We start from the raw sequence: 20,870 nt of genomic DNA, 5'->3' as shown, positions 1-20,870 counted from the left end.
GCCGCCAGCACAGAGCCGGAGGTCGAAGCCGCAGAAGCCGACATCACAGAACCGGAGGCAAAGACCGCAGAAGCCGACAGCGCTGAATCGGAGACGGAGGGACAGAGATCCCGTTCTGCGGGAAGACGTTCCGGAAACCGAAGGGAAAAACAGCAGCCCGTGCGCCCGAAAAAAGAGCATCAGGCAAGTCAGCGTGAAAATATCTTAAGACTGCGTGAGATCAAAAAGAAAAAGGCGGCGATGCCGTATATGAAGATCCTCGCGGCAGGAGGAGCGGCTGTTGCAGTGGTCGCGGTGGTTGCGGTTGCAGGAACTGTGATCGGAAATCACAGGGACACTTTTTCCAGAGGGATGAAGGTTGAGACCGCAGCGGCTTCCTTAGAGACAACAGAGGCTGCATCTGAGAGCACCGGGGAGAGAAATATTGTTCTGGAGACCACGCTTTCTGCCGAGGAGATTGCGTCTAAGGAATATGAAAAGACGGTCCAGAGTATTGTGGACAGCTATGCAAATCTTGGGATTGCGGAGGTCTCAGGCTATCTGAACGTCAGAAAGACCCCGGAGAGCTTCGGTGAGGTCATAGGAAAGCTGCCGAAGGGCGGTGCCTGCGAGATTCTGGATACCTCCACAGATGGCTGGTATAAGATCTCATCCGGCGGTGTGACCGGTTATGTAAGCTCCCAGTATGTCTATACCGGGGATGAGGCGAAAAAACTGGCTGCGGAAAATGTGGCTGAGCGTGCCGTGATCGATGCGGATAAGTTAAATGTCCGGTCAGAGCCGAAGGCGGATGCGAATGTTGTGGAGCAGGTATTTAAAAACGAAAGATATGACATCAAGGGGCAGCAGGACGGCTGGATCCAGATTTCTTCCGGATATATTTCTGCGGATTATGTCACCGTAAAATACGCTCTGGATGAGGCGATCAAGCAGGATATGAGACAGACGGTCTTAAGCCTTTATGATAATCTCGGTGTATCCAATGTGTCCAATTACCTGAATGTCCGCGACAATCCGGATGAGAAGAAGGGCAAGATCATCGCGAAGCTGCCGAGCAACGCAGGCTGTGATATCCTGGACACCTCCACGTCGGGCTGGTACAAGATCCGTTCCGGAAACATTACCGGTTATGTAAAATCTGAGTATATCCTGACAGGACAGCAGGCGAAGGACAAAGCGCTTCAGGTTGCAAAGCTGATGGCGATCTCCAACACGGACGGCGTCAATGTCCGCACAGAGCCGAACACGAATTCTTCGATCTACACACAGATCTCCAACAGCGAGCGATTCCTTGTAGCGGATCAGCAGGATGGCTGGGTAAAGATCGAGATCGATGATCAGGACGCATACCTGTCCAGCGATTATGTTGACGTTAAGTACGGTCTGGAAGAGGCGATCAAGTATACGCCGGTGGTTGAGGTTGCAGATACCTCTTCGAAGAATGATTCTAAGAACAGTTCAAAGAACAGTTCAAAGAATAATTCCGGTAAGAAGAACAGCGCAAACGACGGGGCTGCCGGATCGAAGTCCGGAAGTGTTTCCTCCAAACGTGCCCAGATCGCAAACTACGCAGTTCAGTTCGTCGGAAACAGATATGTCTACGGCGGAACGAGCCTGACAAACGGAACGGACTGCTCCGGATTTACGATGTCTGTCATGGCGAAATTCGGTGTATCCCTGCCGCACAACTCCGGCGCGCAGTCGGGAAGCGGAAAGTCGATCACCTCGAGCCAGATGCGTCCGGGTGACCTTGTATTCTACTCTGGAAGCGGCGGAATCAACCATGTTGCGCTCTATATCGGTAATGGTCAGGTGTGCCATGCGTCCAACGCGAGATCCGGTATCAAGATCTCCACATGGAACTATCGTACTCCGGCGAAGATCGTGAATGTACTTGGTGATTAATTGAAAATTGGAAGATTTCGGACAGCCCGGTAGAGATGCCGGGCTGTCTTGATAAGGAAAGTAAGTTTTGAAGAAATGAATTCCTCAGACTGGGAAGCCGGGACACATTAAAATTTTTCCGGGTGGATCAGGTCCGGAATGCATGGGAAGGAAAGAATATGGAGAAAAAGAAGAGAATTAAAAGACATGCGGCAGGTCTCTGCGCGGGACTCGGTATCCTGTTCGCCGCATCGGTACCGATGACGGCGTTTGCGGATACGGTTTATGTGAACGCGTCGAAGTTAAATTACAGGAATCAGCCCTCCACAGCATCAGGGGCGGTTCTCGGAACACTGCCCCGCGGGACAGTACTTTCCAGAGTGAAAAACAATGGGGAGTGGAGCGAGGTGCAGATCGGCGGGGCGAAGACGACCGTTTATGTTGCAAGCCGCTATCTGACGACCAGCAAGCCGCAGAGCAGCACTGCGAAAACGGGGGCGGCAACTACGGGCGGAACATCCACAGTCGCTGCCGATGGAACCGTGACAGTACCCGACTCCTTAAAGGCGTATGTGGATAAGGCTTATCAGGTTGGAATGGATTCCAACTGGAAATATGCGGGGATGTCCGCGATCAACAGCGGTCACGCGGTGTTCTACCACAATGGAACTGCGAACCGGAAAAATAAGGTGGTTGCTGTAAATGCTGGACATGGTACATCCGGCGGATCGAAGGTAAAGACCTTCTGCCATCCCGACAAAACGGCAAAGGTGACAGGCGGAACTACAGGAGCCGGAGCGACGAAGGCCGTTGCGGTATCCGGCGGAATGACGTTCGCGGATGGAACGGCGGAGAGTACCGTGACGCTCCGTATGGCGCAGATCTTCCGGGATAAGCTTCTGGCGGTGGGATATGATGTGCTGATGATCCGTGATGGAAGTGATGTGCAGCTCGACAATGTGGCGAGAACCGTCATGGCAAACAATAAGGCAGACTGCCATATCGCCCTGCACTGGGATTCCACGAAGACGGACAAGGGAGCGTTTTACATGAGTGTGCCGAATAATGCCGCCTATCGTGCCATGGAGCCGGTGGCGTCCCACTGGGAGTCCCACAATAAGCTTGGAAGCGCGCTGGTGGGAGGATTGAAGCAGAACGGTGTGAAGATCTTCTCGTCGGGATCCATGGAGATGGATCTGACCCAGACGTCGTATTCTACGGTTCCGAGTATTGATATTGAGCTTGGGGATGGGAAATCTGCTCATGATGATGCGACGTTAGGGAGACTGGCGGATGGGCTTGTTGTCGGTGTGAACAGTTTTTTTGGACAGTAAATTTTGGAGAGTTATATTAGGGGAATTAAAGAGAATACCGCTGCCGGGAAAATACCTGGCAGCGTTTTTTTAATCAATGAGAAGTTATACAGGAACTTCTTGATAATCAAAAAGTATTACATGGCGAAAATGCGCTTTTTGTGTGAGATATACCATCGTCGTATTTCTGGAACGCTTCGACCACAAATGGAGCTTTCAGCGGGTCGATTTGAAAGAACTTCTCCTCGTCCACCTTGAAGCCGATGGGAACGGTGCCGCCGTTGTACTTGCTGCCCTTCAGAACATTCTCCGTCATGCCGCGTACGACCTTTTCGGACAGCTCTGCAGAGTAGTAATGCCGGTCAGCAATGTAGCTGTAAATCTGCTCCATATCGCTGAGTGCTGCATGGAGCTGGTCATCGGTCATGGTGTCAGTGTTCAGAGCCGCAGGAGCTTTCGGCAGGGACAGCGAGAAAGGAATACCGCCCGTCCGCAGGTACATATCAATGGCGGTCGCCATCGGGATGCCAAGCTGCTTCAGCACGTCTTCGGCCTGCTGCTTGACGGTAGGGTTGACACGAAGGTTAAGTGTCGTATCGTTATTTTCAAATTTGCGCATCACTCAACCGCCGGACAAGCTCAATAAAATCCCTTGCATAAACGGGAAGATAGCTTCCTTTTCGGTAAGCTGCAACAAAATTGGAGGTAATACGAGGCTCACCAAAGCTATAACAATTGATTGGATGATTGCTGAGCCGATGACGCAGATGTGGCTCAAACATAAATGAGACACCGTAACCGACAGACACCAGTTCAATGATTGCCGGAAGGTTGCTGGTATACATAACATTTTTGAATTCAATGTCATTCTTCTTGAGGTAGTCGTCCATGATCTGCCGGGTACGCTGTCCGGAACGCATCATCAGGATACGCTCATTTTTCAGCACAGAAAGATTCAACTTCGGATATTTACTTGCTGGATTTGGTACGGCGAACCGTCCGATGGGGTGATCTTTACAGGTGCAGATAAGCAGTTCTTCTTTTTCCAGTGTGTCGTATTCGATAACGTCCGACGCCTTAGGTGGTTGAGAATAAAATGCGACCTCCACTTCGCCACTGAGTATTTTCTGGTCAAGCTGGTCTGAATGTGCCTCGATGATTTCCACCTTTACGTTTGGATAGAGCTTTTGGAAATCGGGCAGTGTCGCTGGCAGCATATAGGTACAGCGCATCGTGGGAAAGGCTACGCGCAAAACACCCACATCACGCTTCATGATGTCTGCCAATTCCAAATCAAGCTCGTTTTTCAGCTGTAAGATCTGTTCCGCTTTTTGCAGATAACATTCTCCTGCATGAGTCAACACATACCGATTGCCCAATCGCCGAAACAGCTTCAATCCAATATCTTCTTCCAGTGCTTTCAAAAATTTACTCAGGGTCGGTTGACTGATATAAAGCGACTCTGCGGCTTTCGTAATATTTTGATATTTTGCAATAGCTGTAATATAACTCAACTCCCGGAAATCCATCCGTTCCACCGCCTTTCTACATTCCTATTATAATAGAGATTCCTCGGAAATTCAACGAACTATGCACGCAAGCTATACTTTTGCGGAAGAAAAAGAATCGTTTGTTTTGTCTTGAATACAACAAAGAATCCGTTGATTTGAGCTGCTTTTCCTGAAAAGTTATGTCTGTTGTACAAAAAATCCGTTCCAGTTTGGAAAGCTCAAACAATCATCATAGCTAAAAACCATAGTTTCTATTTTAACCATGAATTTTACTTTTCGACTCGTTCGTATTACAATAGAACCAACAGAAGCGGATATCCGAAAACAGGGCGAGTGGTTCTGCGCAGGCCACCGCAAACAGGATAAAAGGAGTAACACGCATGGTGAAGTTGTATGATTCCGGTGTCTACCTGCTGAATGGAAAGACTCTGGTACGGGAAAAGGACGCAGAACTTTCTCTCAATAAGGAAGAAGCAAAAAAAGGCACGATTGCTTATGGCATTTTGCAAGCGCACAATACCAGCGGCGACCCGGAAAATCTGAAAATCAAATTTGATGCCATCACAAGCCACGACCTTACATATGTTGGCATCATCCAGACTGCACGAGCTTCTGGTCTGGACAAATTTCCGCTGCCCTATGTGTTGACCTGTTGCCACAATAGCCTGTGCGCTGTGGGCGGTACAATCAATGAGGACGACCATCTGTTTGGTCTGACCGCCTGTCAGAAATACGGCGGCATCTTCGTTCCTCCTCACATGGGTGTTATCCATCAGTATATGCGTGAAACGATGGCTGGCGGTGGTAAGATGATTCTTGGCTCGGACTCCCATACGCGTTACGGTGCGTTGGGTACGATGGCTGTTGGTGAAGGTGGCGGCGAACTGGTCAAACAGATTTTGGAGCAGACATGGGATGCCGCATATCCTGAGGTCGTAGCGGTCTATCTGGATGGCAAGCCCAATCCCGGCATCGGACCGCAGGATATTGCCATCGCCATCGTTTCGGCTGTCTTTGCCAACGGTTATGTCAAGAACAAAGTCATGGAGTTCGTCGGACCCGGCGTTTCCTCTATATCCACCGACTACCGCAACGGCATCGATGTGATGACGACGGAAACCACCTGCCTGTCCTCTATCTGGCGCACCGATGAGGATACGAAAGCCTTCCTGATGGAGCATGGCCGTGGAGGAGATTTCAAGCAGCTCGACCCCGCTGATGTTGCTTATTATGACGGCTGCGTTTACATCGACCTGTCCACCATCCACAGTATGATCGCGCTTCCGTTCCACCCCTCTAACGGTTTTGAGATTCGTGAATTGAACGCAAATATGGCAGATATTCTGCACAGTGTCGAGGAAGATGCCAAGAAACTTATCAAGAATCCGAACCTGAGTCTGAATCTGATGAGCAAAGTTCATGACGGCGCACTTTATGCTGATCAGGGAACCATTGCAGGCTGTGCAGGCGGTACTTATTCTAATATCATGGAAGCCGCCTATCTGTTGGATGGCAAGAGCACCGGAACAGGAGAATTTGCTTTAGGTGTCTACCCCAGTAGCCAGCCTGTCATGGTAGACCTTCTCCGCAAGGGTGCCATCGAAAAGCTCATCAATGCAGGCGCTACCATCCGTACCGCATTCTGCGGCCCCTGCTTCGGCGCAGGCGACACCCCGGCACATGGCGGTCTGGCTGTCCGTCATACCACGCGCAACTTCCCCAACCGCGAGGGTTCCAAGCCCGGCAATGGTCAAATCGCCAGTGTTGCACTGATGGATGCACGCAGCATTGCCGCCACCGCTGCCAACGGCGGACGCATCACTGCAGCGGATGAGTGGGGTTATGAATATGAATGTCCCAAGTTCGACTACGACGCAACGTCTTACGAGCACCGTATCTATCAGGGCTTTGGCAAGGGTGATCCGAATGCCGAACTGGTCTGCGGCCCGAACATCAAAGACTGGCCGGAGATGCCTGCTCTGAACGAACATATGCTGCTGAAAGTCTGCGCTTATATCACCGACCCTGTTACCACCACCGACGAGCTGATCCCTTCTGGCGAGACGGGTTCTTTCCGCTCCAATCCGATGGGGCTGGCAGAATTTACCCTCAGCCGCCGTGTTCCGGAATATATCGGCAAGGCAAAGGCAGTCATGAATCATGAGAAGAACCGGAAGAACGGCATTTGCCCGGCAGAAGTAGCCGATGCAATTGCAAAAATTCGCACGATTTCCGGTTTTGCCGAGATCAAGGAAGAAAAAATCGATCTGTCCAGCACCATTTACGCCGTTAAACCAGGCGATGGTTCTGCCCGCGAACAGGCTGCATCCTGCCAGCGCGTCCTGCTGGGTGGTGCAAACATTGCCAAGGAATATGCAACCAAACGCTATCGCTCAAACCTTATCAACTGGGGTATGGTTCCTTTCGTGACCGTCAGCGCACCGGACTTTGCAGACGATGATTACATCTTTGTGCCGAATATTCGGGAGGCATTAGAGGGCAGCATGGTGAACATCCCGGCTTATGTTCTGGGCGAGACCATCAAACCTCTGACCCTTGCGATTTCCCCTCTGACGAAGGAAGAAAAAGACATTATCCGCGCCGGTTCGCTGATCAACTACAACCGAATGCTGAAGAAGTAAGGAGAAATTGTCATGACATCGAATATTGCATTGTTTTCTGTATTATTCCTTGCCGTTATCGTTGCCGTTGCGTTCTGGCGCAAATGCAACATCGGCATTCTGGATAAGCTCTGCACCGACGCCGGCTATTCCGCTTCGGACTTTGCGATTCCTTCCATGGTGAACCTGATCCTCTGGTTCTGCCTGCTGATGGTGATTTTCTGCATCTATTATAAAGTCTGGAAAATCAAGCCTGCCTTGCAGACCTCTGCTTCCTCTACTGCCGTCGCTCAGAAGATGAGCAAAGAGCAGGTCATTACCGCCCTCGGTATTGTTGTTATGGTCATCATGGTCGTTGGTTTCTCGATCAGTGTCGGTCTGGCTTCCCTTGCTGTGGCTGCTGTCCAGATGGCACTCAAGACTTCCGATGAGAAAAAGGCTTTGGCGAAGGTGCCTTGGGGTACGCTGCTCCTGATCACCGGCATGGGCGGCTTGCATGACTGCTTCCAACTCCGAAAACAAAGAAGAAGAACAAAACAAGCTCCTCGGTGTTTACAAGCTGGGCTACGCCCTCTTCAGTTGATTTGAGAGGTATATTTTATGATAAACAAAGCACATCACATTCCTTGTATGATTATTCGCGGCGGCACTTCCAAAGGCTTATACTTTCTGGAACGTGACCTGCCGACTGATACCGCCCAGCGCGACGAACTGCTGCTGAACATTATGGGCAGTCCGGATGAGAAACAAATCAATGGTCTGGGCGGCGCAGCTTCGGTCACTTCCAAAGTTGCTATCGTAGGAGTTTCTTCCCGTGCGGATGCGGATGTTGATTATACGTTCTGTCAGGTCAGCGTGGATAAGCCGCTGGTCAGCACCAAAGGCAACTGCGGCAACATTTCTTCCGGCGTCGGTCCTTTTGCCATTGAAAAAGGTCTGGTGAAAGTCACCGAACCTGTCACGCAAGTTCGTGTGTTCAACACCAATACCAATAAGCTCATCGTGGAAGAAGTAGCTTGCGAAAATGGCTCTGTTAAATATGACGGCGACTTTGCTATCGCAGGTGTTCCCGGAACAGCCAGCCCCATTAAGCTCAAGTTTGTCCGCCCGGCTGGTACGCTCAAGACCCGCCCGACAGAAGGCACGGACTTACTGCCTACTGGAAATGCTGTTGATACGTTGGATGTTCCCGGCTTTGGCCCTGTGGAAGTGTCCATCGTGGATGCGGCAAACCCGCTGGTCTTTGTAAAGGCCTCTGACCTCGGTCTGACTGGAAAAGAACTGCCGTCTGAATTGGATAACGACCCTGAAAAACTGGAGCTTCTTGAAAAAGTACGCGGCATGGCCGCTGTCAAATTGGGACTGTGCGATGATTATACTCGCAGTGCATGGGAAACTCCCGGCATCCCCAAAATGACCTTTGTTGCCCCTGCCGCAGACTATACCACCGTCACGGGACATAAAATCTCTGCGGATAAGATCGATTTGCTTTCCCGGATGATGAGTATGCAGAAGACTCACCCCACCTATGCCATGACCGGCGCAATGTGTACTGCCGCTGCTGCCATCGTTCCCGGCAGTGTCGTGCAGCAGGTGCTCCGCCCGGATGTGGACACCCAGTTCATCCGTATCGCTCATCCCGGCGGAATTTTGGAAGCTGGCGTTGATTACACGGTAGGGGAAGATGGCTCTGTGGATGTGGAAGACACTTTCGGCTTCCGCACAGCCAATTTGCTGGCTGAAGGGACTGCATTCTGCTGATTCTTTGAAGTAGAAAAGCCAACCGCCAGCTATACCGACCTGTTCGCCCAGACGGAAGCCAATGGAACCATTTCCACTCGCGGCCTGAAGCCGGATGCCACCCACTACTGCGAGCTTATCTTTGATGTCAACTCGGCCTACTTTGACAACCACGGCGGCTACGAGTTCGCCAAGCAGTTCTACGCAGATGCCTACAAAGCCGCTGTCCAGATCGTAGGCGGTGAGCAATATATCCTCTCGGCAGTCATGCACGCAGATGAGATCAACCGTGCCATGACCGAAGCACTAGGCCGGGAGGTCTACCACTACCACCTCCATGTGGTCTATGTGCCTGTGGTGGAAAAGCAGATCCTCTGGTCGAAACGCTGCAAGGACAAGGAAAAACAGGCAGCACATGGTTATATGATGGACGTTGAGAACCGCCGCCCCCATCGCAGCATAAAAACAGCAGGACGCTCCCGGAAAAGGGAACGCCCTGCCTTACATAGATGTTTCTCGCCGAGATATGTCCGCTTGGGCACACCTCTTATTTTTTGCTCTTAATCTTCCAGTCCGTGGCTTCCCAAATCTTGTTATTGGCTTATGGTCTATGACAAGGTATCGGCGTTTTGCGTCGTCTACGGGAGCCTTCGTTGTCGTACCCGAAGAAAACGAAAAATCCGAACCCTTCTCCAATCGGAAACAGGTTCGGATTTCTCTTGTTTCGTGGACCTGATCGGATTCGAACCGACGACCCCCACAATGCGAATGTGGTGCGCTCCCAACTGCGCTACAAGCCCATAACGATATTTTTTGACTTCATTATTATCGCACCACGGGGGACAGATGTCAAGATTTTCCATGGGAAAAATGAAAAAAATACCGCAAAACCACAACGTATATCCAGATTAGCGCAGGGCTGAACGGAAAGATTTTCAGGAAAGAGATGCCGAACATATGTTTACATAAACGGAAACATAGTGTATAATACCCATATGGAAAAGAAACGGAAAGAGGGGATCAAATGATACTGATCGTATGCGTGGATGACCATAATGGAATGATGTTCAACCATCGCCGCCAGAGCCAGGATCGAGTCCTGCGGGCAGATATTCTGGAACTTACGGATGGAAAAAAACTTTGGATGAATGCCTACAGCAGAAAACAGTTTGCGGAGAGTGATGCGGAGAAAATCCTGGTGGATGAGACGTTTCTCGATGCTGCGGGGGACGGGGAGTTCTGCTTTGTGGAGAATGCGGACGTCTCTGGCTGTGCGGAGCGGATCGAGGAAATCTATCTCTACCACTGGAACAGGGATTATCCGGCGGATGTGTATTTTCCGGTGGACCTCAGCGTGTGGAAGTGCGTGGAGACGAAAGAATTTGCGGGATCTTCCCACGAGAAAATTACGAGAGAGCGGTATACCCGTTAAAATATGAATGTATGATAGGCAGAATGACGCTGGAGACAGTTCCAATTCCGATATTTCAGAAATATAGTGGGAGATTGGATATTGGGACAGGGGGGAGTATGTACGGAGCATTTGGCGGAAAGGCGGACTGCGATAGAAAATATGGCAACAGAGGGGAATGACAGAATATGAAGAATTTAAGAAAATGGCTGCTTTGCGTGATCGCGGCGGTCTCTTTGACGGTAACGGCCTGTGAGGGCGATGCGGCCGCTAATGCCAGTGTGGCGGCAGATGTTGCCCATGCGGCGGGAAATATCCTTGGAAGCCTTGCTGAGGCGGCAGAGAACTCTGGTGCCGGGAACAGCAGCGGACAGGGAAATAAAACGTCAATGGGGATGGCAGGAAACCCGTCGGCAACCGGGGAATTCCGTCTTTCCGATATTCCGGAGTATACGGACTCCCCTTATGTGGCGGTCAATGGAAATGTTCCGTATTTTACGGAGGATGACCTGACGGATGTCTCCTTTGAAAGCTACAGTGATCTGGACTCATTAGGCCGCTGCGGTGTGGCTTACGCCTCCGTCAGTACCGATACGATGCCGACGGAAAAGCGGGGTTCCATCGGAGAGGTAAAGCCAACAGGGTGGATCAATGCGAAATATGATTTTGTGGATGGAAAATATCTGTATAACCGATGCCATCTGATCGGATATCAGCTGACGGCGGAGAACGCGAACGAAAAGAATCTGATCACGGGTACGAGATACTTTAATGTTCAGGGAATGCTGCCGTTTGAGAACCTGACAGCCGACTATGTAAAAGAAACCGGAAACCATGTGATGTACCGCGTGACGCCGGTCTTTGAGGGAGATAACCTCGTGGCATCCGGAGTCCTGATGGAAGCGGAATCTGTGGAGGACGAAGGTGACGGAGTCCTGTTCTGTGTTTATGTTTACAATGTTCAGCCGGGAGTCACGATCGACTATGCGACGGGAAAGAGTGAACTGGCGAAGAGCGGAGGTGCAGGAGGCAGTCAAAGCGGAAGTGCGTCAGGTACCGGGAAAACGTCAGGTACATCGTCTACTGGAAACAATTCATCAGGGGCACCTGGAGGTACCGGAAAAAACGATGCAGGAACCTCTGGAAAAGAGAGCGGAACCTATATCCTCAACACGAAGACCATGAAATTCCACCGCACGGACTGCAATTCTGTGAAGAATATCAAGTCTGAGAACCGAAAAAAGTATACGGGGGAGCGGGAGAAGCTGATTGATGAGGGATATGAAGCTTGTAAAAGTTGTAAACCGTAGAGAATATTTCAAAAACATATAAAATTAAGACAATATCAAACGCCCGGCTTTATGCAATCAGTGTATGGAGCCGGGCGTTTATTCAGTCCATATTTGACATAAGATTAAACTGAAATATCAGGGATTAATCATGGTGTGAGAAATCATGAAACATTTTTTCTGCAGTGCCTGTATCTAAGCGAAAAGATTTACATAGCTGCTGAATGATTTCGGAATCGGTAAGATTGTGTTCTTTTAGAACATTTATGATCGCATGGATTCCCTCAAGGCGCCCTTCTTTGCGCCCTTCTTTGCGCCCTTCTTCAAGGCCCTCTTCATGGCCTACCTTACGTCCGATGTCAATACCAGTAGATAAAATACTCATATGTGCATCCTCCCATTCTTCACTCTGCTTTACTTCAGTAACAATTGCGTCCAGCCTGCGGATCCTGTCATCAAGGATAATAATCTCGGGATTGGAGAGCGTAGAGTTTTTCATATATTGAAGAAGACTCACGAGTTCATCCCGTTCGTTCTTACTGCTCATATTCAAAAATATCTTCATTGTCTCATCCCCCAGTTCCATCCCCGGAATCTGGTGACAGCGCTCTGTGAATGTGTACATTGCGCGATCCATTCCGAAGAGATCAGTTTGGGTGATGAATATCACGATCGTTGATGGCAAGTGGCGGTATTTTGTGTGTTTTCCTGCCTTTAGCGCCGGTGTATCAAGAAGTCCCTGATAATACCGGGAGCGCTTCCTGAGATCGTCCTCAGACGCATCATTCTGCATCTCTGTAGCAAATTGCCTGGAATCTTCCGCCAATGCCCAGGCGTCGAGCCGGATTCCGCGTCTTCCGTTTTTGTTGAGAATAACGTCCTCAACCCTTACCTGTGTAAGCCTGAGATCTGGTTCATCCAGGATAATACTGAGTACGCATTCCTGCGCCTCCTTGTGCTTCATTACCGCGAGAAACAGGGCGAAATCGCTGAGATTGACATTCATAAAATCGGGCGATTCCCTATACTCTTCAGTGGAGATGAGAGCATGGATCACTTGATTTTCCATTCAGTTACCTTCCTTTCCTGGAAAATTGGGCAGGAGAGGAATTGATACGAGACATCCCCGACTCCCTGCCAGTTGTTTGGGTGATTTCAGCAAAGAGTCTTCAGATGCCGTAATGGCCAGAATAGAAAATAGATCATAGAATTCGTTAGAAACCTTGCTTGGGATTATATTAGCATGTAGGAGTGGGGATGGCAATGTAGTTGGGTATTAAAAAATATTAAAAATTGATAAACTCATTGAGGTCACAGAAGCAGAAGATTCCACCGAAATCGACGAAGCTGAAGACACCGTAGAAATCAAGAAAGATGCCAGCGTAGAGTTCGTACTCGATGAGGCACCGGAACTGTAAATTTCACGAAACAGAAAATGGAAAAGTCCCCGGAAGTAAAATTTCAGGGGCTTCTGTTTTTGTGGGAAGGAGGTTTCTTTTTGCATTGCAATATGCTATACTGATGGGAAGAAATTCATAAAGCAGATTTTATCTGCTAATAAAGAATCATATATCAAGGGAAAAGGTGAGGTATTATGAAGATCACAAAAGTATGGGCGGTATATTTCAGCCCCACAGGAAACACGAAAAAAGTAATCACAACGATGGCGAAAAAGGCGGCGGAAGTTCTTTCTGTGCCGATGGAGACATTTGATTTTACACTTCCGGAGAATCGGGAAGGTGTTACGAGCTTTGAAAGTGAGGATCTTGTATTTTTCAGCACGCCGGTCTACGCGGGAAGAATTCCGAATAAGATGCTGCCGTATGTGCAGAGCGCTTTTGAGGGAAACGGCGCATTTGCAGTACCGGTATCGGTATTCGGAAACAGAAACTTTGACAACGGTCTGATCGAGCTTCGCAACGAGCTGGAGCTTCACGGCTTCCATACGATCGCAGCTGCTGGAATCCCGACAGAGCATGTGTTCAGCAATAAGCTTGCGACAGGACGTCCGGATGCGGATGATCTCGCGAAGATCGCGGAATTTGGTGAGAAGGTCGCGAAGAAAGTTGCTGATATGACGGAGATCCCGGCAAAGATCGAGGTCCGCGGCGATGATCCGGTGACTGCCTACTATACACCGCTTGGATCGGATGGAAAACCTGCAGTGTTCTTAAAGGCGAAACCGAAGACAGACCCGGAAAAATGCACGAAGTGCGGAATCTGTGCGACAGCCTGTCCGATGGGATCCATCCCGAAGGACGCGCCGGATACCTGCACCGGAATCTGCATCAAGTGCCATGCCTGCATCAAGGCATGTCCGGCAGGCGCAAAGTATTTTGATGACGAGGCATTTTTATCTCATGTGGAAATGCTAAAACAGAATTACCAGAGACGGGCTGAGGCAGAGTGGTTTATCTGATGATTCTATGATTGTATAAAAAATGCATAAAAAATCAATGAAAAAGATTGATACAGAGGGCGAACATAGGCTCCCTGTATCAATTTTTTTCTCATTCGAGAAGATTCCCACTTTTTTAGAGTGGCCAACTGCCGGGGACTGTTAAAATAGAACTCTTTTCTAATGCTGTCAGAAAAAATGTGACTGGAGTTAAGAAGAATTTCTAAAAATTAACTCTTGACAAAAGTCACTTCATAACAGGTGGTGAGTAATCACAAATCTGTCTCAATGGGAGTCAGGTCTCCGACTGAGATAGACAGGTTTGAAGCCTGCCTGCCGGAGCCTGTTCCCGGGATGATCCGTGGGAGACCTGGCACAGGACTTTGACTCCTGCATTCAGTCATTCAGTGCCGCCAATTTTTCAAAATACGGCGCAAACAGCTCCTTTTCATATGCATATCCCGCCATGAACACGCAGTCCATAAAGAGTCGCGTGATCTCCGGCTCTTCCTGCTCCGCGAGAATGCGCTTCCATTCCTCTTTCGCGTGCTGGCTGAGTTCTGTGAGCAGCCAGTTCCGATCCTCGAAGAGGCCGTCGTCGGTGCGATTTAAGTCTTCCGGGAGAAAATCCGAAGTCCGTCCGCAGGGGGACGGGCAGGCGGCGCAGTCCGGGGCAATGATGGCTTTCTGCTTATGGATCTGCTCCACAAGGTCTCTGGAAGCAGAAGCGGAGAGCGGACTTCCAGGTGTCACGGATGAGAGAGCGGCGAAGAGGACCGGAGCGGTCCCGTCTGGAATCTCCTTTGCCTCCGCGGCGCGGGAGAGTCCGATGAGGGCGCAGATGACAGCGTCCTGCTCCGGGGTGCGGCCGGAGGTATTTGTAGTAGTTGAGAGAGACATATCAGTTACCTTCTTAAATAAAAAATGTCTATTCAGTACCTTCATAGTTACATGCAAAAATCTATTCCGGATCGGCTATACCGATGGAATTTTCCGGAAGAACTGGCAGGGACGGGATTTTATTTTAAGATCCGTCCATCGGTGCTGATCGTGTATACCTGCCACGGAATAAACTTTCCGCTTGCCATCAGCGCGTTCTTCACAGCCGCCTCGATTCCTCCGCAGCACGGAACCTCCATGCGAACAACGGTCACGCTCTGGATATCATTATTGCGGATAATCTCTGTAAGCTTCTCGGAATAGTCTACGGAATCCAGCTTCGGACATCCGATCAGTGTCACATGTCCGTCAATGAAATCGTTGTGGAAGTTTCCGTATGCGTAAGCGGTGCAATCCGCGGCAACGAGAAGCTTCGCACCGTCAAAGTACGGGGCGCGGACCGGGACGAGCTTGATCTGAACCGGCCACTGGGATAGTCTGCTCTCCATGGAGACAGGTGCAGTGTGTCCCGGGATCGCTGCGCTGTTAGATGCAGGCGCAGAGGCATGTGTGATCGTGCGGCTCATGCTTCCCGGACATCCTGTAAATTCCGGCTTCGGGGACGGTGCCTCTGTCGGCATGAGGGAAGCAGCTTTTCTTGCCGCCATGTGTGCCAGAACCGCCTCATGGTCATAAGCGGCAGCCTCGCGCTCCTCAAAGCTGATGGCGTCCGCCGGACAGGCCGGAAGACAGTTCCCAAGACCGTCACAGTAATCGTCGCGGATCAGCTTCGCCTTTCCGTCGATCATCGCGATTGCGCCTTCCTGACAGGCCGCTGCGCATGCTCCGCAGCCGTTGCATTTTTCTTCATCAATTTTTACGATCGTTCTTTTCAATTTAAGTTCCCCTTTCAAAGCGTGTAAATATTGTCTAAGTGATTTTCATTGCGGTGTATTTGCTGCCATGCATCCGGAAAAAGCGGATCGTGGCAGATTTTGTAAGTGTCATGTATTGACTTTTGTATCGTCAATATACTACAATGATGACAAAAAGTATGTTGTATTTCCAACGAAAAATCCGCAATGTGGTACATTCAGATATGAAAACAGGAAAGTGCAAAAGACTGCCCGTTATGGATGAAGGAAACAGGAAAGTGTAAATGGCCGCCCGTGTCAGGTGAAAGAAAGGAAAACTATGATCCACAAAGAAGAAATTCCGGATTCCATGCTCTTTGCCGGAATCCACCCTGAAGAAAAGGAAAGTATCTTAAAATGTCTCTCTGCAGTAGAAAAGAAATACGAAAAAGGAGATATTATTTTCCTCGCCGGAACGGAGATCCGCTCTATGGGATTCATCCTCTCCGGAAGTGTCGAGATCTCCCGGGACGATTTCTGGGGAAACCGGCAGGTTCTGGGACATGCGGGAAACGGTGAGCTTTTCGGTGAAGCCTACGCCTGTATGCCGGGTGAAGTCTTGATGGTCAATGTAGTGGCGGCAGAAAAGAGCCGGATCTTATTTTTAGACCTCGGAAGGATCTTAAACGTCTGCACCCCGGCATGCTCCCACCACAACCGCCTGATCCACAACCTTCTTTATATTATGGCAAAGAAAAATCTCATGCTGACGCGGAAGATCGACCACATGGGACAGAGGTCCATCCGGGAAAAGGTGATGGCGTACCTATCCTTTGAGTCGGAAAAACAGAAGAAAAAGACCTTCGGGATCCCCTTTAACCGCCAGCAGCTCGCGGATTATCTCGCGGTGGACAGGAGCGCTCTGTCCGCAGAACTCTCCAGAATGAAAAAAGACGAGCTGATTGAATTTGAGAAGAACCTTTTTACACTTTTATAACGTAACGGTTCATTGCCCTCGCGGTTACGCGCAAAAATCCATTTCAAATCGGCTGTGCCGATGGGATTTTTGCCTTCCAGCATAGATTTTCTTACGGTCAGCCCAGTAAGTGCATAGACCTGCGGAATAGACATCACAATTCTATATATAGAAGAAAGGAAAGAACAATGCCATACAGAGATGAGATCGAAGAGCGAAGGATCCGGCGGGAAGAAAACCGGAGAAGACGAAGAAAGCAGGAGCGGACCCGCCGCATGATCGTAGGCGGACTGGCCGCCGTGATCGGGATCGCCGTGATCGTCACGGCTGTGCTCGTGACAAAGAAGCTTACGGGGAGGAAACAGGTAAATCCGGCGGATGTGGCGGTTCCGGAGTATGTGAATGTGAATTTACTGACCCCGAATGAGTACTCACGGCCGCAGATCCCACTTGAGAAAGTAAACGGCATCGTGGTACACTATGTCGCAAATCCCTGCAGCACCGCTCTGGAAAACCGGAATTATTTTGAGGGATTAAAGGACCAGACGGGTTCGAAGACCACCTCTGTCAGCAGCCATTTTGTGATCGGTCTGGAAGGTGAGGTCGTCCAGTGCGTTCCATTAAATGAAGTGGCCTACGCATCCAACAACCGCAACAGCGACACGATCTCCATCGAGTGCTGCCACCCGGATGAGACCGGAAAATTTTATGACAGTACATATCAGACGCTTGTAAACTTATGCGCGTACCTCTGTGTGGAATTTGATCTGAAGCCGGATGACGTGATCCGCCACTACGATGTGACGGGAAAGATCTGCCCGAAATATTTTGTGGATTATCCGGAGAAATGGGAGGACTTCCATAAGGATGTAAAGAAAGCGATAAAGATTCTGAAGAAGTAACGGGACATTCACTAAAAATTCGAAATTCATTTTGTATTCTTTACCTAAAATTTACAAATATTATATTTATAATTGAAAAAAGCGTGTGCTCTATGATATGATGGAACACGAAGGCAAATTTTGCAGAATCGGATCGAAACTGCGCTTTTGCCACGCCGCCGTGTTAAGACAACAGGCAGCGACAAAAGAGAATGGAGAAGGCATTATGAATATCGGATATCTGGAAAGTATCTTCAGCTTCCTCGGCGGTCTGGGCATGTTCCTTTACGGTATGAGCATCATGGGTGACGGCATGCAGAAGTCGGCGGGAAGTAAGCTGAACAAGTTCCTGAGAATGGTGACGGACAACAGACTTCTGGCAGTCGGTCTTGGCGCTCTGATCACCGCGATCCTGCACAGCAGCGGAGCCACAACCGTCATGGTGGTTGGTTTCGTAAACGCCGGAATTTTGAATCTGACCCAGGCAGTCGGGGTCATCATGGGCGCGAACATCGGTACAACGATCACCGCATGGATGGTTTCCTTAAACTCTCTGGGGGATGCGATGAAGGTTTTGCAGCCGTCGTTTTTCGCACCGCTCGTAGTTGCCATCGGTGCCGCGTTTTTGATGTTTTCCAAGAAGAAAAAGGAGAGTCTGGCAGGTGAGATCTGTATCGGTGTCGGCCTCCTGTTTGTGGGCCTGACTTTCATGTCAGGTTCGGTAGCACCGTACACGGATGCCCCGATCTTTGCGAAGGCGTTTGCGGTACTCGGAAGGAACCCGATCCTCGGTATTCTTGTAGGTGCCCTTGTAACTGCGATCATCCAGAGCTCCACCGCTTCTGTCGGTATCTTACAGACTCTGGCGATGAGTGGAGTGGTATCCGCAAATGCCGCGATTTATATTACACTTGGACAGAATATCGGATCCTGTCTGACTGCGCTTTTATCCAGTGCCGGTACAAGCCGCAACGCTAAGCGTGCGTCTGTGATCCACCTGACCTTCAACAGCTTCGGTGCGATCGTATTCGGAATCGGTATGTATATCATTTCCATGATGCGCCCGGATATTGCCCAGAGCAGCATCAATTCCTTCCAGATCTCGGTGTTCCATACATTCTTTAACGTGACGAACACCCTGCTCTTATTCCCGTTCGCGAAACAGCTCGTTGCGTTCTCCGGTCTGATCGTCCGTGAGACAGGCGAGGAAGAGGCGAAGAAGGAAACAAAGGAGGACGAGCTTCCGGTTCTCGACGAACGTATCTTCAAATCCCCGACCTTTGCCCTTGAAGTCGGTGTGATGGAAGTCGTTCATATGGGTAAGATGGCCCTTGCAAACTTAAAGCTTGCAACAAGCGTCCTTCTGGAAAACAAATATGAATGTCTGGATGAGGTTTTTAAGAACGAGACAGAGATCGATATTTTAAATAAGAAGCTTACCGAATATCTCATTAAGGTCAACAACCTGTCCTTAAATGAGAAGCAGAAAGTTCAGGTCAGCAACCTCTTCTATAGCATCAGCGATTTAGAACGTGTGGGCGACCATGCGGAAAACCTCGCGGAGGCGGCACAGTACCTGAAGGAACATGGACTCGCTTTCTCAGAGACCGGGATCGAGGACCTCAAAGAGATTTCGAGCGCGGCCATCGGAGCTGTGGACCATGCAGTCGCTGCCCGTCAGGATGGCGGAATGGAGGATATCCGTCAGGTCAGCAAGCTGGAAGACCGTGTGGATACTCTCGAGGAGGAGATGCGCGACAAGCACATCGAGCGTCTTTCCAAGAACGAGTGCAACCCGTCCGCCGGCGTTGTGTTCTTAGATATCTTAAGCAATCTGGAACGTATCTCCGACCATGCCTATAATGTGGCCGGATATGTGAAGGATGAGCTGTAAAGCGCATTTCATCTGATGATTTTGATCCCGCATACAGATTCCGGATAATATCCGGACTGTGGGCGGGATTTTTTTAGTATTTGCGGTCATTTGGAAAAATCAGCTTGCCAGCATATGCGATCTTCCGTATAATGAAGACATCAGACAACTTGTAACAGAACATGGGGGAAACTATGGAGACGAAGAAAAAAGATGACCGGAAACTTCTGGGCAGCCAGATCGAGGACCGGATCTTAGAGTATATAAAAGAGAAACCGTTGGAGGTGGGAGACCGGCTTCCGAACGAGTTTGAACTTGCGGAGATGTTTGAGGTGGGACGAAGCACGATCCGCGAGGCGGTAAAAGGTCTGGTGACGAAAGGAGTTCTGCAGGTGCGGAGAGGAGCGGGAACGTATGTCAGCAGTCTGACGCCTGCGGAGGATGATCCGTTAAGGCTTAACGCAAAGCTCCATGATAGGTTTAAGTTGGCGCTGGATCTCTTTGACGTCCGCCTGATCTTAGAGCCGGAGATCGCCGCTAAGGCGGCAGTTTATGCGACGGACGAGGATATCGCGACCTTAAAGAGGCTGTGTAAAGAGACAGAGGAACTGTATCTGGCGGACAAGGATCACATGCCGAAGGACATCGAGTTCCACACCTGGATCGCCCGGTGCAGTAAGAATCAGGTCATGGAGTCCCTGATCCCGATCATCAATTCGGGAATCAATACCTTTGTAAACTTGACGAGGCGCTCACTGCGGACAGAGACGATCACGACCCACCGGGCCATCACGGAAGCCATCGCAAATCATGATTCCACCGGGGCGCGGTGTGCAATGGTGATGCATCTGACGTATAACAGGCAGGAGCTTTTGAGACGCCGGACGGCTTATAAGGCGCAGGGCGAGACAAAAGAGGAGAAAGAGCAGTAGGAGAGTAAAATGTCAGAAGCCATTCAAATGGAATAAGAATGCAGCGAGCAGGGAAAAATAATGCACAATTTTCCCCTGCTTTTTTTGTGCGAAAAAGAGAAAAGGCAAAATACATCAGACAAGTATTGCAAATGCCACAGAAAAATGGTAGATTAAGCACATAGACATAAGACATCAGACAAATATATCAAAAAAACTTGCTAAACGGCTTGACATGTCTGATGAAAACGGAAAACAGGAAAGTCAAAACGTGAACTGTTTTTCCGGAATGAAACCATGAAGCGCAGAGCAGTCCGGTTCGGGGTATG

General features: G+C 49.8%; 16 protein-coding genes, 1 tRNA gene and 3 pseudogenes. 13 read left to right on the top strand and 7 right to left on the bottom strand.

Features of this window, described 5'->3' with window-relative positions:
• The first annotated feature begins 240 nt into the window (after positions 1 to 240).
• Both GPK83_RS01005 and GPK83_RS01000 read left to right on the top strand, forming a co-directional pair.
• Positions 241 to 1,905, top strand: coding sequence for an SH3 domain-containing protein (locus GPK83_RS01005; protein ID WP_215703783.1), 1,665 nt, complete (start codon positions 241 to 243; stop codon positions 1,903 to 1,905).
• A gap of 158 nt (positions 1,906 to 2,063) precedes the next feature.
• Positions 2,064 to 3,218, top strand: a complete 1,155-nt coding sequence (locus GPK83_RS01000; protein WP_215703781.1) for an N-acetylmuramoyl-L-alanine amidase — start codon at positions 2,064 to 2,066, stop codon at positions 3,216 to 3,218.
• A 151-nt stretch (positions 3,219 to 3,369) separates the two neighbouring features.
• Here GPK83_RS01000 and GPK83_RS00995 read toward each other — a convergent pair.
• From GPK83_RS00995 to GPK83_RS00985, 3 genes and pseudogenes are all read right to left on the bottom strand, one after another.
• A pseudogene (locus GPK83_RS00995) lies at positions 3,370 to 3,552 on the bottom strand (recombinase family protein); the annotation flags it as partial.
• A gap of 42 nt (positions 3,553 to 3,594) precedes the next feature.
• A pseudogene (locus GPK83_RS00990) lies at positions 3,595 to 3,816 on the bottom strand (type II toxin-antitoxin system RelB/DinJ family antitoxin); the annotation flags it as partial.
• Positions 3,803 to 4,726 (bottom strand): LysR family transcriptional regulator, encoded by a 924-nt coding sequence (locus tag GPK83_RS00985; protein WP_215703780.1) that lies wholly within the window; start codon positions 4,724 to 4,726, stop codon positions 3,803 to 3,805. The gene GPK83_RS00985 and the pseudogene GPK83_RS00990, both read right to left, overlap by 14 nt.
• A 362-nt stretch (positions 4,727 to 5,088) precedes the next feature.
• On the opposite strand from GPK83_RS00985, the gene GPK83_RS00980 reads away from it, so the two are divergent.
• From GPK83_RS00980 to GPK83_RS00965, 4 genes and pseudogenes are all read left to right on the top strand, one after another.
• Positions 5,089 to 7,350, top strand: coding sequence for a hydratase (locus tag GPK83_RS00980; RefSeq protein ID WP_215703779.1), 2,262 nt, complete (start codon positions 5,089 to 5,091; stop codon positions 7,348 to 7,350).
• A 12-nt stretch (positions 7,351 to 7,362) separates the two neighbouring features.
• Positions 7,363 to 7,917 (top strand): SLC13 family permease, encoded by a 555-nt coding sequence (locus tag GPK83_RS00975; RefSeq protein ID WP_215703778.1) that lies wholly within the window; start codon positions 7,363 to 7,365, stop codon positions 7,915 to 7,917.
• A gap of 12 nt (positions 7,918 to 7,929) precedes the next feature.
• Positions 7,930 to 9,090 carry a PrpF domain-containing protein gene (locus GPK83_RS00970; protein WP_118600241.1) on the top strand — a complete coding sequence of 387 codons (1,161 nt, stop codon included), beginning with the start codon at positions 7,930 to 7,932 and terminating at the stop codon, positions 9,088 to 9,090.
• An 18-nt stretch (positions 9,091 to 9,108) separates the two neighbouring features.
• Positions 9,109 to 9,468 (top strand): annotated as a pseudogene (locus GPK83_RS00965) (plasmid recombination protein); the annotation flags it as partial.
• A 328-nt stretch (positions 9,469 to 9,796) separates the two neighbouring features.
• Here the strand turns inward: GPK83_RS00965 and GPK83_RS00960 are convergent.
• Positions 9,797 to 9,869: transfer RNA gene (locus GPK83_RS00960), tRNA-Ala, on the bottom strand.
• Between the two features lie 224 nt (positions 9,870 to 10,093).
• Between GPK83_RS00960 and GPK83_RS00955 the strand changes: the two genes are divergently transcribed.
• Both GPK83_RS00955 and GPK83_RS00950 read left to right on the top strand, forming a co-directional pair.
• A complete protein-coding gene (locus GPK83_RS00955; protein ID WP_117566279.1) occupies positions 10,094 to 10,501 on the top strand; it encodes a ribonuclease Z in 408 nt (135 codons plus the stop codon).
• Between the two features lie 167 nt (positions 10,502 to 10,668).
• Positions 10,669 to 11,790, top strand: coding sequence for a DNA/RNA non-specific endonuclease (locus GPK83_RS00950; RefSeq protein WP_215703777.1), 1,122 nt, complete (start codon positions 10,669 to 10,671; stop codon positions 11,788 to 11,790).
• 124 nt (positions 11,791 to 11,914) lie between these two features.
• Here the strand turns inward: GPK83_RS00950 and GPK83_RS00945 are convergent, their stop codons facing one another.
• Complete coding sequence (locus GPK83_RS00945) at positions 11,915 to 12,838, bottom strand: Rpn family recombination-promoting nuclease/putative transposase (RefSeq protein ID WP_117552058.1); 924 nt, start codon at positions 12,836 to 12,838, stop codon at positions 11,915 to 11,917.
• Positions 12,839 to 13,363: 525 nt separating this feature from the next.
• On the opposite strand from GPK83_RS00945, the gene GPK83_RS00940 reads away from it, so the two are divergent.
• Positions 13,364 to 14,188 carry an EFR1 family ferrodoxin gene (locus GPK83_RS00940; RefSeq protein WP_215703776.1) on the top strand — a complete coding sequence of 275 codons (825 nt, stop codon included), beginning with the start codon at positions 13,364 to 13,366 and terminating at the stop codon, positions 14,186 to 14,188.
• 375 nt (positions 14,189 to 14,563) lie between these two features.
• On the opposite strand, the gene GPK83_RS00935 is transcribed toward GPK83_RS00940, so the two are convergent.
• Together GPK83_RS00935 and GPK83_RS00930 are read right to left on the bottom strand one after the other, a co-directional pair.
• Positions 14,564 to 15,112 carry a hypothetical protein gene (locus tag GPK83_RS00935; RefSeq protein ID WP_215703775.1) on the bottom strand — a complete coding sequence of 183 codons (549 nt, stop codon included), beginning with the start codon at positions 15,110 to 15,112 and terminating at the stop codon, positions 14,564 to 14,566.
• 74 nt (positions 15,113 to 15,186) lie between these two features.
• Entirely contained in the window at positions 15,187 to 15,942 is a 756-nt protein-coding gene (locus tag GPK83_RS00930; protein WP_215703774.1) for a 4Fe-4S binding protein, read from the bottom strand.
• Positions 15,943 to 16,222: 280 nt separating this feature from the next.
• Between GPK83_RS00930 and GPK83_RS00925 the strand changes: the two genes are divergently transcribed.
• The 4 genes from GPK83_RS00925 to GPK83_RS00910 all read left to right on the top strand — a co-directional run bounded on the left by GPK83_RS00925 (position 16,223) and on the right by GPK83_RS00910 (position 20,562).
• Positions 16,223 to 16,897, top strand: a complete 675-nt coding sequence (locus tag GPK83_RS00925) for a Crp/Fnr family transcriptional regulator (RefSeq protein ID WP_345941747.1) — start codon at positions 16,223 to 16,225, stop codon at positions 16,895 to 16,897.
• 167 nt (positions 16,898 to 17,064) lie between these two features.
• Complete coding sequence (locus GPK83_RS00920; protein ID WP_117503008.1) at positions 17,065 to 17,778, top strand: peptidoglycan recognition family protein; 714 nt, start codon at positions 17,065 to 17,067, stop codon at positions 17,776 to 17,778.
• Between the two features lie 205 nt (positions 17,779 to 17,983).
• Positions 17,984 to 19,651 carry a Na/Pi cotransporter family protein gene (locus tag GPK83_RS00915; RefSeq protein ID WP_215703773.1) on the top strand — a complete coding sequence of 556 codons (1,668 nt, stop codon included), beginning with the start codon at positions 17,984 to 17,986 and terminating at the stop codon, positions 19,649 to 19,651.
• A 173-nt stretch (positions 19,652 to 19,824) separates the two neighbouring features.
• Positions 19,825 to 20,562 (top strand): FadR/GntR family transcriptional regulator, encoded by a 738-nt coding sequence (locus GPK83_RS00910; RefSeq protein ID WP_117503007.1) that lies wholly within the window; start codon positions 19,825 to 19,827, stop codon positions 20,560 to 20,562.
• The last annotated feature ends 308 nt before the right edge of the window (positions 20,563 to 20,870 follow it).

Origin of the sequence: Clostridium sp. MCC328 (assembly GCF_018785465.1) — a bacterium.
In the GTDB taxonomy this organism is placed as follows: Bacteria; Bacillota; Clostridia; order Lachnospirales; family Lachnospiraceae; genus Pilosibacter; species Pilosibacter fragilis.
The sequence above is the reverse complement of the archived record's forward strand: the minus strand, read 5'-3'. Positions and strand labels throughout refer to the sequence as shown.

Coding starts and splice junctions, on each gene's coding strand:
- GPK83_RS01005 (WP_215703783.1), top strand. CDS start 241: ATGCCGTATATGAAGATCCTCGCGGCAGGAGGAGCGGCTGTTGCAGTG.
- GPK83_RS01000 (WP_215703781.1), top strand. CDS start 2,064: ATGGAGAAAAAGAAGAGAATTAAAAGACATGCGGCAGGTCTCTGCGCG.
- GPK83_RS00985 (WP_215703780.1), bottom strand. CDS start 4,726: ATGGATTTCCGGGAGTTGAGTTATATTACAGCTATTGCAAAATATCAA.
- GPK83_RS00980 (WP_215703779.1), top strand. CDS start 5,089: ATGGTGAAGTTGTATGATTCCGGTGTCTACCTGCTGAATGGAAAGACT.
- GPK83_RS00975 (WP_215703778.1), top strand. CDS start 7,363: ATGACATCGAATATTGCATTGTTTTCTGTATTATTCCTTGCCGTTATC.
- GPK83_RS00970 (WP_118600241.1), top strand. CDS start 7,930: ATGATAAACAAAGCACATCACATTCCTTGTATGATTATTCGCGGCGGC.
- GPK83_RS00955 (WP_117566279.1), top strand. CDS start 10,094: ATGATACTGATCGTATGCGTGGATGACCATAATGGAATGATGTTCAAC.
- GPK83_RS00950 (WP_215703777.1), top strand. CDS start 10,669: ATGAAGAATTTAAGAAAATGGCTGCTTTGCGTGATCGCGGCGGTCTCT.
- GPK83_RS00945 (WP_117552058.1), bottom strand. CDS start 12,838: ATGGAAAATCAAGTGATCCATGCTCTCATCTCCACTGAAGAGTATAGG.
- GPK83_RS00940 (WP_215703776.1), top strand. CDS start 13,364: ATGAAGATCACAAAAGTATGGGCGGTATATTTCAGCCCCACAGGAAAC.
- GPK83_RS00935 (WP_215703775.1), bottom strand. CDS start 15,112: ATGAAGGTACTGAATAGACATTTTTTATTTAAGAAGGTAACTGATATG.
- GPK83_RS00920 (WP_117503008.1), top strand. CDS start 17,065: ATGCCATACAGAGATGAGATCGAAGAGCGAAGGATCCGGCGGGAAGAA.
- GPK83_RS00915 (WP_215703773.1), top strand. CDS start 17,984: ATGAATATCGGATATCTGGAAAGTATCTTCAGCTTCCTCGGCGGTCTG.
- GPK83_RS00910 (WP_117503007.1), top strand. CDS start 19,825: ATGGAGACGAAGAAAAAAGATGACCGGAAACTTCTGGGCAGCCAGATC.